Source organism: Methanosarcina baikalica (genome assembly GCF_031461075.1).
GTDB classification, from domain to species: Archaea; Halobacteriota; Methanosarcinia; order Methanosarcinales; family Methanosarcinaceae; genus Methanosarcina; species Methanosarcina baikalica.
Genome location: NZ_JAVKPK010000045.1, coordinates 1 through 12,604, shown reverse-complemented (window position 1 = coordinate 12,604; position 12,604 = coordinate 1). Strand labels below are relative to the sequence as shown.

9 protein-coding genes and 1 pseudogene are annotated in these 12,604 nt (G+C 39.9%); 4 read left to right on the top strand and 6 right to left on the bottom strand.

The features are described 5' to 3' along the window. Positions 1-200 precede the first annotated feature (200 nt). The 3 genes and pseudogenes from RG963_RS16600 to tsaA all read left to right on the top strand — a co-directional run. A pseudogene (locus RG963_RS16600) lies at positions 201-358 on the top strand (DUF6444 domain-containing protein); the annotation flags it as partial. A gap of 544 nt (positions 359-902) precedes the next feature. Next, positions 903-1,487, top strand: coding sequence for an FmdE family protein (locus tag RG963_RS11100; protein ID WP_310576343.1), 585 nt, complete (start codon positions 903-905; stop codon positions 1,485-1,487). Beyond that, entirely contained in the window at positions 1,480-1,914 is a 435-nt protein-coding gene (gene tsaA / locus RG963_RS11095; RefSeq protein ID WP_310576342.1) for a tRNA (N6-threonylcarbamoyladenosine(37)-N6)-methyltransferase TrmO, read from the top strand. The genes RG963_RS11100 and tsaA overlap by 8 nt, the downstream gene beginning before the upstream one ends. Positions 1,915-2,012: 98 nt before the next feature. On the opposite strand, the gene RG963_RS11090 is transcribed toward tsaA, so the two are convergent. The 6 genes from RG963_RS11090 to RG963_RS11065 form a co-directional block, all read right to left on the bottom strand. Further along, a complete protein-coding gene (locus tag RG963_RS11090; RefSeq protein ID WP_310576341.1) occupies positions 2,013-6,347 on the bottom strand; it encodes a cobaltochelatase subunit CobN in 4,335 nt (1,444 codons plus the stop codon). 720 nt (positions 6,348-7,067) lie between these two features. Next, positions 7,068-7,244, bottom strand: a complete 177-nt coding sequence (locus RG963_RS11085) for an MM0924 family protein (RefSeq protein WP_310576360.1) — start codon at positions 7,242-7,244, stop codon at positions 7,068-7,070. 1,374 nt (positions 7,245-8,618) lie between these two features. After that, positions 8,619-9,413, bottom strand: a complete 795-nt coding sequence (locus tag RG963_RS11080) for a DUF1638 domain-containing protein (RefSeq protein ID WP_310576340.1) — start codon at positions 9,411-9,413, stop codon at positions 8,619-8,621. 350 nt (positions 9,414-9,763) lie between these two features. After that, positions 9,764-10,186 (bottom strand): DUF2149 domain-containing protein, encoded by a 423-nt coding sequence (locus tag RG963_RS11075; RefSeq protein WP_310576339.1) that lies wholly within the window; start codon positions 10,184-10,186, stop codon positions 9,764-9,766. Positions 10,187-10,217: 31 nt separating this feature from the next. Continuing rightward, positions 10,218-10,847, bottom strand: coding sequence for a MotA/TolQ/ExbB proton channel family protein (locus RG963_RS11070; protein WP_310576338.1), 630 nt, complete (start codon positions 10,845-10,847; stop codon positions 10,218-10,220). Next, positions 10,844-11,524 (bottom strand): DUF2162 domain-containing protein, encoded by a 681-nt coding sequence (locus RG963_RS11065; RefSeq protein WP_310576337.1) that lies wholly within the window; start codon positions 11,522-11,524, stop codon positions 10,844-10,846. Before RG963_RS11065 ends, RG963_RS11070 begins: the two co-directional genes overlap by 4 nt. 443 nt (positions 11,525-11,967) lie before the next feature. Between RG963_RS11065 and RG963_RS11060 the strand changes: the two genes are divergently transcribed. Further along, positions 11,968-12,513: an ArsR/SmtB family transcription factor gene (locus RG963_RS11060; RefSeq protein ID WP_310576336.1), complete on the top strand. Its 546-nt coding sequence runs from the start codon at positions 11,968-11,970 to the stop codon at positions 12,511-12,513. Positions 12,514-12,604: the final 91 nt, after the last annotated feature.

The window sequence follows — 12,604 nt, the reverse complement described above, 5'->3', positions numbered from 1 at the left end:
GCTCCCAATTATAATAAAATATTTTTGAAGAATTTCACATACAGTAAAGTATTTTAATTTTAGATCATTTTTTCAAGATATAATCTATGGAGTAATTTGAACTATATTCAAAAAATATTGTAACTATTCAGTAGCCTATGAAGGCTACACAATTTTTCATAGTTCCGATGAATTGGATCTAAAATGAATTATTTTTCTCATTGACGAAACGTGAAGAAATTCTTGCTTTGTGTGCTTCAAACCCTGAAGTTATTGCTTATATTGAGAGTCTGAAATTTCAAATAAAAGATTTATTGAGAGATTATAAGCCTTAGAATCTCGGTTAAATCATAACAGTCGTAACAGCAGCAAACCCCCTATCTGAGATGGATTGTAACGGTGGATTTCATACCTTGAAAGTTCACAATATACTTGATACCGGTACATTCCTGTTGCTTCCATTCCAATCCTTGGAGTCAAATTTAATTTTCTTGCATCTGACTCTACACGTTCCTTAAACTCCTCAATGCTGCTTTTTGGATTCCTACTTCAAATAAAATTTTCAATTTGTTCTCCACTTGCAGTGAGTATACACGTTTCATGTATATTCTTCGCACCATCAATACCTAATTTTAGATCATGTTCCGATTTTTTCCATCAGCTTATTAAGTAAACATAAAATATTTTATATTGAACCCTGGTCTTTCTGTGGTTTGAAGAAAGAAAACCAATAAAAAGGAACGATAGATTAAACATATGTCGATTTATCAGATATAATAAGAAATCTTTTATTATTACCAGAAAACTTTTTTGTAACATTAATTGAATAAAAAACCTATAAATAGTATTCAGATGATATGGAATCATTTCATCAAAATTAACCATATCTAACACGAAGATTAATGGAAGTAGGAGTCAAAAACTTGGATTTCGATACTACTGTACAGTTTCATGGGCATGTCTGTCCCGGACTTTCCATTGGCTACAGGGTAGCAACACTTGCTGCCGACCTTTTCCGAGACCGCAGCAGCGATGAAGAACTGGTTGCAATTGTGGAAAACCGGTCCTGCGCCGTGGACGCCATTCAGGTAATAAATGGCTGCACCTGTGGGAAAGGGAACCTTATTTTTAAAGACCATGGGAAGCATGTGTACACATACTTCAAAAGAGGGAATAAAAAAGCCCTGAGGATTTCCCTGAAACCCGATGTTCTCCCTCCAGACGAAAAGCATACTGTACTCTTTGCAAAATTGAGGGCAGGCACTGCAAGTCCTGAGGAAACAAAGGAGTTTCGGGCCTCGCATGAAGCGAAAAGTCAGCTGGTTCTGGAAATGCCAGAGGAAGAACTTTTCTGGGTCAGGGAAGTGGAAATTGAGCCCCCTGAAAAAGCCATAGTTTATCCCACCGTTATCTGCAGCAAATGCGGGGAAGGTTTTATGGAACCTCTCGGCAGGGTGAGAAGCGGAAAAATAGTCTGCATCCCCTGCTCTGAGGCAAAAGATGAATGAAAATCCGAAGGTTTCCGAAACAATCGAAATGATTCCTGTAGGCTATGTGGAAAACGATTATATTGAGCCTGTGTACAACGAAGAGGTCTACAAGAAGGTTTCAAAGATAGTCCTTAAGAAAGAATTTACAGATGGGCTTTACAGGATCGAAGACTTTGACAAACTGTACGTTCTCTTCTATTTTAGCAAATCGAAAGGATATGAACTCATCCATCGCCGCCGTTATGATGGGGAGATTTCCGGAGTTTTTGCCAGCAGAAGCCCTCACCGCCCTAACAGGATAGGGCTAACGGTTGTAGAGCTTTTGAAAGTAGAGGGGAATGTGCTCCATGTAAAAAGTCTTGATGCTATTAACGGGACACCTGTGCTCGATATTAAGCCCTACAGAAAAGAGACTGAAGAAAAGAATAAAGTTGCACAGGACTGAAAAAGAACAAAGACTACAACAAATCGATAAATCAAAAAACATATATTTTTTATTATTCAGATGAAAAAGAAAAGGGGAGAACCCCTTTTGAATTTAATTTACATTTTCTTTTTATAGAACCCGAGATAAATTCCACCAACTGCGACTACCACGAAGAGAATTCCGAATATATCGGAACCCGAGAACGAGACGCCGCTAGTGTCTGCTTTTTCAGTGGAACCATTCTCCATTTCATAACCTTCCACGTAATTGGAATCTGCCGATTTCTGCATATCAGGAGCAGCTTCCGAAGAATCAGTTCCGTACCCTGCATCTGAATCCTGAGAAGTCTGATTGCTAGCTGACTCTCCCGAGGTCGCTTTAGAGGTCTGGTTACTGGATGCGCTGCCTTTTGATACTACAGCATTTCCAGTACTGTGGCTGCTACTACTGCTCTGGATCTCTTCTGTGGTCTCCAGAGTTTCGGCTTTAGTTGCAGCTTCCATTTGCTCAGAGTAGCCTGGAACAGATACCGTTCCACTTACGAATTCATGAAGCAGGGGATTTCCGCAGGTATGGTGACAGCACGAAGCCCCATTCTCGGCCACAGACTGTTCATATTCCGTTGCAAGGCTTTCAATAACGTCTTCAGAAGGTGTCCAGTAGTCGTGCCTGACAGCTTCAAGCATCCTGGCAGTGAGCGACTGGTAAGCATTGGGATTATTCTGCTTAAACCATTCCCTCATAGAAGGATCATTAGCATATGTTTCATACACCTCTTGCCAGACAGTATCATCCACAAGGTCAGGAGCACTTACTTCCCAGCCAAAAAGGTTGTTCACAAAATCTGACATCATGCTGCCGCCTGAGTATCCGGAACTCTGCATCCCTTCAATCCACTTGTCATTGAAATACCTGGACCTCAGGTCCTTGCTAAGGTATTTCTGCATTCCAATCATTTGAGCTCCTTCAGGGTCACTGGTATCCGAAACATACATCTCGGGAGTTGTGCCGTCCCCTTTTACGTGCCTTGTTGCCAGGTTCAGACCACCGAAGTACTGGAAAAAGTCATCGTTATCAAGGGAGTCGTAAAGGTTTGAAGAAGCCGAATGTACCGACGCTTCAACGTTTTTCAGGTTGCCTTCAAGAAGTTCTCTGGATTGTATGCCCCAGAAATCCTCCCCGTAAGCATATCCCATTTTGTCGAGGTATACGTTTGCAATAGCTTCTTCGTTTTCCCAGGTCCCGCTTGCACTGACAGCGTCTGAGACTCCGATATCGTAAGTACCATCCATTACCGCAAAGCAGCGCATTGTAGAGAGTTTTGTTGCAGTTTCATTGTCATATCCTGCAGCGACCAGGGAATCGTAGATTGTAAGAGAGCTCTGATTAACATAGTTGGGATAGTTTACACCAGGAAGAGAGCTTGCAAGTTTCACAGCGCTGTCTACCATTTTAATCTTATCCGGGAAAGCATCCCTCATTCCTGCGGTGGTATAAACAACATCAATGCGTGGTCTCCCCGGTTTTGAAGTGTCATAATTCGGCAGTAATTCTTCTTCAGGGATAGCCTCAACTCCGGTTACATACCCATACTCATCCCAAACAGGCTGCACTCCGAGCATATAAAGTACTTCTGCTTCCAGAGTTCCATGGTCACCGATAAACTCTACCCCGAACCTTGAGAATGAAACTTTTTCAGGGTATTCCCCATGTTCCTTATAGTAGTCCTCAAGCAACTGGATTGCAAGAGATTTTCCGACCTCCCACGTTGCCTTTGAAGGATATAGCTTCGAATTTATGCTATAATAATTGCGCCCTGTAGGTACTGCGTCAGGATTCATTATAGGGTCCAGTCCCGAACCTGGGGAAATAAAGCCTCCTTTTAGGGCTGAAATAATTTTGTCAATTTCCACATCGCAGTCAAGAAGCCGGTCCTTATAGTCCAGCCCTTGTTCAAGATCAAGTGTAACTGTGCGGTTGGTTTTTCCATAAACTGCAAGCTGTGCACTGGAAACATTTGTATTATTGGTTACGATCTCCCAGACAAGTCTGGTAACTTTTGTATCATTTAACGGGATCCCAAGAGGATAAACAGACTCAGAATAGAAGGCAGCAGTGATATTGTCTTCAAAGCTTCCTCCAAGCATAGACCTTACCATTCCGGAAAGTTCATCTTTTTCAGGATCAGTCATATTTGTTGAAGGGACATGGCTGAGAATATGCATTCCGTAGGGGATATTTTCATTTCCTATATCTTCCAGATATTCGTGAAGGACATTTTTAACGAAATTCCCAAACTCTTCCTCGTTATAATCTCGAAGAGCAGTCACGTTCTCTATTCCCAGATCGACACTGAGATTGAGCGTTGTTATCTCGTCGATTATGGCCTGCCTGTATCCTGCCCTGGTCTGGGAAGTAATGCTGGGATCGTAGTACTGCTGAACATCAATTGAGAGGTTCAATAAGCCTCCATAAAGCCCGCTGCGTTCAAGGGTTGGAGTCATATGGTCAATAATAAGGGCATTACCTCTGTACTCCGCAGTTATTCCTTCTCCCACGTTGGCAACTATATAGGGGTAGATATTTGGAATGTCCTGCAGTAGTAGAGGAGACCAATCTGAAGTCCGGTTCATGCCGTAGGTAGAACCCGGGAGCCATTCATGCGTGCCATGAGTTCCCATATGAATAAGTGCATCAGGCTGCCAGTCATGGTTCAGCCAGAGGTAGAAAGCTATGTACTGGTGTGTGGGGGGTACAACATTGCTGTGGTAAAGGGTGTCATTATTTTGGCCTGTTCCCCTGGCAGGCTGAGGCATGAGCCAGACATTTCCGAAACGCACCGTAGGAATTACAATATACTTTCCGGTTTCATTCTCATAGATCATAACGCTCTTATCTTGAGGCAGATCTTCGGACCAGGGTTCTCCCCATTCCGCTGTTACATTGGCTCGCAGATTTTCCGGAATTTCAGACTCAAACCACTCTTTGTAGGTCTCCATAGGTATGAGTTGCAGTCCCCACTCAGTCTTGTTTTCGACCATTTCATTCAGAACTCCAGGAGCCCAGGAACCGACATTGATACCCTGATTTTGAAGCATCTCCATAAGTGCACTGCTGTTATCAGGAATTCCGGAGACTTCATACCCGCTTTTGTTCATTGAATTGAGAAGATCAAGCATGCTCTGGGTGGTGTTGAGGTAATTTGCCACTATATTGTCTTTTCCTGAAGGGTAGTTGTAATAGATGACAGCTACTTTTTTGTCCTCATTAGCCTTTGACTTCAGCTCCGCCCAATTAATTGATCTATTTGCCATCCAGTCAATCTGAGAAGGCAGAGGTTCGTAGTTGCTTTCACCGGTTTCGGAATCGTAATTATCAGTTCCTATTACAATATATTCGAAAATTCCATCAATGCTTGGAAGCAGAGTCTTGTATACAATCTCGTCATTAGGGATACCCCTGTTACTGTCAGCCACATCAGTAGAATTAGCTTTAACAACCAATCCCGTGAGGACAGGAACGTCAAGGTCTTCCAGCTCCTGTACACCTTTATCAGGATCCTCGTAATTCAGACGGAAACTCTTAAGGGAAATTACACACTGGACAAGAGGTTCTCCGTTTTCATCAAAGTAAAATTTGTGGATGTCGTTGAAGGTATCGAAACCTGCAATTACGTTGCAGCCTTTTCCTTCCAGATCCCGGATGAGAGCATCTATGACTTCAAGGTTGTCACCTGTATAATCGGAAGCATGGAACCATATCCCTATAGTGGGCTTACTCTTATCGTAAATGTGTCGTGGCTCAGTTGCGTTAGAGTACCACTCAAGGTAATTGGTGGTGTTTTCAAACCAGTCGGGCTGAGATTCGTTTGTAGAAGAACGTGTATCCGGATGATAAAGCCCGGCTTCGGGAAACTCTATAGGATCTTCATAAACCCAACTGTCAGTAAGCTCAGGTTTATCTCCGTAAGTTTTTGCGAGATAGGTAAGGAAGTTTTCAGCGTTTTTCTTCAGGACTCCTCTAGAACCCATATTGTAGAAGAATTTCTCTTCGGTTGAATTGTACGGGCTGGTTCCGGCAAAAATCTTGTCATAACTTGAGGTGTTGATATATGTCGGGTCTATCATAGAAGTAACATCTATGAGTGCAGTCCCATTTTTATGGGCACTTTCAAGGTCGTCTCCGATATCTTCGAACTGAGACCAGAGCATGTAGGAAAATATTATGTCCTGGTTTTCAAAGGTGACATTGCTAAAGTCCGAATAGCCTGAAATATACGTTACATTTATACTTGCATTGTATGGATTTGACTCCTCTGCCGTAGCAAGGGCGCTTCCATCATAACAGATAAAAGTAATATTTACCTGATTTTCACCAGCCGATACGTTCTGTGCTAGCAGTAAAAAGACCACTGCACATAAAATCAATAACCTACATCCTGCCGTACGCATCTTATCCCCAGCCAATATGTCATGAGCCCTGGAACACCCCGAGAGAAAAATAACCCGGATGTGTGGTCCACTAGCCTATTTTTTATTAAAAGTTTGATACTTTTAGGAATCTACGCTAGAACAACCTTCAAGTTTTAAAATTGAAATTGGAGGCTCTTGGTTCTAACTATAAATTCAAATCCGGAACTTTCTAAAATCAATAAGCAATCCATTCTTTATGATAGATTCAACATTCGGAGCATTAGGGAATAAAATACATAAAACAAGGTTTTTGGCTCATAATTGTTAGCTATTCAGGTAAAAAGGTTGAAATATAACGTTTTTACACAATGTGTAATCAGATAGTCATCCAAAATAAGTACGTAAATAAAGGATCTAAAGTACCTTTTTTGGATAATAAGCATACATGCAGAGTTTCCAGGTAAAAATATTCATTAAAAACCTCATTTTTGGAAAAATAGATTCCATTAATCTTTAAAAATTGTAATAAAGTTTAATAATAGCTTAAAATACTATGAAAAATAATATTTATGGCTCTTAACCGTTTTTTATGGGTTGAAAATAATTTTTCAGTTGAAAAGTAACTACACAAAATAGATAATCATCGATGTTGAATGTGATTCCCAAGATAAATCATTTCAAATATTATTTATGTTGTATTTAATTTAGAACGTAACTATAAATTACCTACTCGAAATAGCGAAGAGCTTTATTATTAAATTACGTTCGCCAGAGAGCTATAATCTTATCAATCACTATGTGCGTATACTTTCCATCCTGTTCAAGAGTGAGCACATTGTCTGCGCAGGCTTTCACCTTTCCGTTAAAAACATCAGGCCCCCCGCAGTAGACATCTACAACTTCATCAAGATGGTGTTCTACTATAAAAGACTGCATCATGTATTCTTCCTTCTTGTTTTCTGTTACTGATTAGTTAATTGTTAGCTTGTTTGCTGACACATATGGGCTTTACACCTGCACGTATCCGCTAATTGTAAATACTCCTTATAAAATATAAATATATTTAAAAACTTAAATTGATTTTCGCGATGCTGCGCCTTTACTTTCCTTAAATAAAGTTAGCTTACTCTCTCAAAAGCCTGTCAATTTCTCAGTTTCTCGTTTTCCCGCAAAATAAAGAGATAATTATATGACCTTTTTCTTCAGGTTGATTTGTGTTATGGATTCGAGAAAGTTAAGTTTAGCTGAAGAATTATCGTGAAGTCAAGTTTTAGAAAATGAAGGATTAACTCAAAGAATATCTAATAAGTTCTGAGGTTTGTGCTCATTCTTAAAGACCTTGCAGGTCTTCAAGAATCAAACATTTTTTGTTCAGATTAACTACTCTCGTTTTCTATTGACGATTTCTTACATATTCTATATTGGAACTATTAAATACGACATATTGGAGACTCTCCCAACAAACGAAGTCTTTATTTACGTCTTATTATTTTTTTCGTTGCCATCATTTAATAATATTTTTATTTAATAATGTTTTCATTATAACTTGTTTTATTATTCATTCATTTCAGAGGAGGGTTCCCTAAACCACGAAATATTTATATATTTATACGTGAGTTTATACATAGATAAATCAACTTTACTTGATTTATCTAATAAGGTGTCATTTCAAACCTCCTTTAAGGTGCCATTTAAAACCTCCTTAAATCGGCAGTCTTCCGGGAGTAATTTACCATATAAATCTCCCTAAAACTGCAGTCTTCGGGAGTAATTTGCCATTTTAAATCTCCCTAAAGCTGCAGTTTTCCGAGAGTTATTCGCCTTTAAGCTTCCATTAAATTTTTTATTGTTTGTCACATTTTTTAGGACCGGTTATATCGAGCACCAAAGCAATGATTTCGATACCTGAACTTCCGGCTAGAAGCATGTAAAGCATCCTTTTGAAATTAGGAAGTTTTACTCTAAACAAAGATCAAACATGGCAGCAACCTTTTGGCCTGAAAGGTAGCCATTTCTCTGGTAGGCTAATTTTCTAGGCTGATAACTAACATATAAGCTAAAAAATAGCTACCTTTTAATATTTTGTATCTATGATCCCCGTCATGAAAAAAAGTCTTGTAACTGAAGACGAAACAAAAGTTCTCACTGTTGGAGAATATGAACAATTTATACATGCAGTTCCTAAATCAAAGCGGGCGATCTTTTAGGTGTTTAAAAGCATCAATTACGTAATTTTGGACGACTTATTACACTGATTGCCCATAGATATTTCAATAACTTGAGGTAATGCCTTCAAGAAACACAATATATTCAGGCTTTAAGTGGTCTGACAAGCATGTTTCTCATCTGATTATACGATTTTTGCACGATTTCAGTGCTTCCTTCCAGTTCTATGATCTCGAAACCGAAGTTACATGCAAATTCTTCAATTTTTTTCTCAAAATCAGGTTCATAAGACAGTTTTGTGTTAATTCCGGCAACTTTTCGGTAACCGAGTTCTCTCAGATGTTCAGGAGTGAATTCAAAACCCATAAGCAATTCATCGCCAACTCTGAATGCAGCCTTCCAGTTTACAGCCCACATAGGAGTTAAAAAGAAGGTATCACTGTAACTTTTCAGGATTTCTCTGTAACGAGAATTGCCTCCGAGGGCTGCTGCAATGCAGTCTTCAAGGGGTTCGGTTGATCCTCCTGTACTTCTGTCCTGCAGTAGCTTTAGAGGGCATCTAATATACGCAAAATCTTTTTGCATCCGGGAAAATGCCCGTCCACAGGAGCCGTAAAAAAGTAGAATTCCGTCCACAAGCCGGGACATGAGGTCAACGTTCGTATACGTTTCACTTTTAAGCCGTGCAGGGTCTATATGGAGGCCCATTCCCTGGAGCTGGACAATAACGCTGAATTCATTACTGCATTTCAGGTCTGCTTTGATTTTGTAAAAAGGCAGGACAACTGGCTCAACCCCTTCAGCTTCAAGCTTGTGCAGAAGTCCGTTGTTTTCTTCGTGTTCTATGATGTAGACTCTATTTATATCAGGGTCGTTTGCAAGCACATGGACAATTTCATCCTCAAAGATTCTGCAGCCAACTATACCCAGAATTGTCATGGCTATAAGTTTGATTCCCGGCTATTAAAGAATATCCTTAACGGGAAAGCTAATAATTCTTAGCAGAAAGCAAATATATATTTATATGTACCATTGCTTACAATGTTTCCTTTTCCGGGAATACCATAAAATTCTCCCTTAAACGACTCAGTACCAAAATCCAGTGACGAACGTAAGATTAAAAATCACTGGATTTTATAATTGGTTACAATTCCTGTGAGTATACTTATTGTTTGAAGGCTTTACATATCGAATTTTAATCTTAACAGAGCTCCTAAAAAAATGAAACTTTTTGGAAAACAGGCACAAATAAATGAAAGTACCTGAGGTTAACAGGGCTTTCAGGCTAATCAATTTGAAGTAGGTTTAACTGGAATTGATTTAGTTGGAACAGACTTATTCGTTGAAGTGGACGTACCGCCTTCTGAATCATCCGGCACGTAGATCACTCTGCCGTCGGCAAGCTGATATGCCGTTCCCAGAACTTCTCCCGTACCTCCACCGATGTTATCGGTCATATTCATGACTTCTATAGGTTTTCCTTCTTCCTTGATGATAATCTGCATATCCTGAGATCCCGGATTTTTTACAATCGTTAGATCCTCGCTCGGATTCAGAAGTTCAGGAAGACTGTAGGACATCACAAGGGCTACCAGCAAGGCCACAGAAAAGACCATTGCCGTATCAAAAAGGTTTCCAACCCCGTTCATAGGACTGGGATCTTCCTCACCAATTAAAATTCCGCCTCGCCTGTACCGTCTTGACTTTTTCATAATTTCTTCCTTCTTTTTTTGCAGAAAGCACTCATTCCCAGGTCGTTTCTTCTATCGTATTCACAATGTAATTGATATCCGCCATGTCTTCCCAATACCAGCGCCTTCTGATCTGCATAAGCACATAGCCTATTCCGGATGCAAAAAGCCCTACAACAGTAGTTGCAAACGCAACCATCAGGTTTTGTGCCAGAGTTCCGAGGTCTCCTGCCGAAAGTCCTATCAAGGCAGGACCTAATGGGATCAGGGTTCCCATAAGCCCGAGTATAGGGCCAATAGTTGAGGTTATTTTTGTATGTTCAAGGCGCTTTGCCATTTTAATCTCATATTCCTGAGAGAGTCTCTCGATTGCCGGAATATGCTGTTCTTCAAGATATGGTGCAGATTCCTTTGCAAAAGAAGTGACCAGGTAGTTCTGGCGTACGTCTTTAAGCGTCGTGGATGCTTCCGAAAAATCCGACTTCTTGATATCACGCTGGATTTTTTTGCAGTTAATTTCCAGGCTGCCCCAGTCTCTGCGTCTTTTTGTATATTCTGAGATGAAATCTCCTACCTGCACCAGAGTAACAAACACAAGAAGAGTAAGGAGGATCATTACAGGAAGCATTAAAGATACTTGGAAGACATTCATCATGTTGGATAGGATATCCATCATGCTCATTGGTCATGCCTCCTTGCATTTGCCAGGAAAAAGCTTACAAGAACAATGGCTCCACAAACCAGAAGAGGAATAATTCCTATTTCACCTCCGCCCGTCGAAGAAATGTTCATCTGTTTTGTTTGCATGTACGCCGGAATGAACATCACCCCTAACAAATAATAAATCCCGAGCATCATCATGATGCCCCCCAGAGTTTCGGGGGTCTTACCAAGTTTCCTGAACAAAAAAGAAGATCCAACAATTGCTATGAAAAATGCACTTCCGACAAGCAGTCCTATCTTCAATCCGCTGATTTCAAGAGTGGAAGCCAGAAGTATACAGGACAGGGCAAGTGCCCCAAGGCAGACAGGACAGGGCATGGATAGAACAAGGAATGTGTGTCTGGAAACATCCTTTCCCGAATTCCATTTTTTCTGGGTGTAAATCCCGGTTATTATAAGGAGCAGGGAGACAAGTATATGGACTCCCATTCCAATTGAAGAAACTCCTCCTAAAGCGTCCAGACTTATGCGATCAGCAACGCTTCCGAATAAAATTGCCAGAATAAAATAACTGCCTCCAATTGTCAAAATTTCTCGTGTAGTGATGTTTGAAAATCCACAACCTATTCCGGTTTTAATCCCGAAGAGAAGGATACCTATCAAAATACCAATAACAGTTAATGCCGTAGAGTCCATAGTACCTTCTGAGCATCTACAGTAGGATTAAATAAAAACTGGTTTTTGGGTAATATTTGTTATCTTTTTGGGTAACAAGGCTTATTGATTACATTTTTCTGAATAGGGCTTTAACTTCCCACCTTTTACCTACCGGAGAGTGGAAAAAATAATTAAATAAGTTCAATAAGAGCTGTGGGAAGAACTCAAGATCGTTTTTATTTCAAAACGAGATCATCTTACATGAATAACAAATATAACTACAGATTTAACAAAAATGACATAATAATTCTCTCTGTTAACCCGGTAATGTTTTAGAAAAAATAAAATAGAAATAAACATGTGTTAAAGTAAATTTGTTTAAACAAAAATTAAAAAAAGCAAGTTACTGGTGGCATAATATACTTTACTTGTGTTAAAATGGGCAATAGATATAAGTATTTGAGATAAAATAGAGGATCATCATGGTAGTAAGTGTTATGCGAAATTTAGGAACGAACGGCGGCGGAGAAAACCTTTTCAAAGCGATTTCAAGTGACACACGCCTCTCAATTCTCGAACACCTGAGTGAAGGGGATAAGCATATATCCGGCCTTGCAAGAGAAATAGGGATTTCAGTGCCGGTGGCTGCAAAACATGTGAAAATCCTGGAAAAAGCTGAACTTATAGAAAGGAGAAAGTTTGGAAATACTCATATGATAGGCATCAAACTCAACAATGTCTATTCTTTTCTGGATCACTTTGCAGAAAATAGAAAGCTCGAGGTTGAACAGGGCACGACCCTTCTTGAGGCTCTGAAAAGCGTGGCAGCGGTTGAGGTAACGAAAATGGGGGATCGAGTAAAGGTAGTTTCTACGGATGGGGAAGATGGATTTTATATTTATGAAGTGGATGGAAAATTCTCTGAAAAGACAGTGGACGAATATCTTTTTTACGAAGATGTGGTAGTGGAATGGAAAAAGTTAGTCCCTGTAACGAAAAAAAGATTATTGGTAAACATTAGAAGGTAAAATCCCACAACCAGCGATCCTTCCAGAGGCTCACATCCTTTCATGGAGCCTTAAAGGGATTGAAAAATCCCCCTAAAAAACTAAATACATT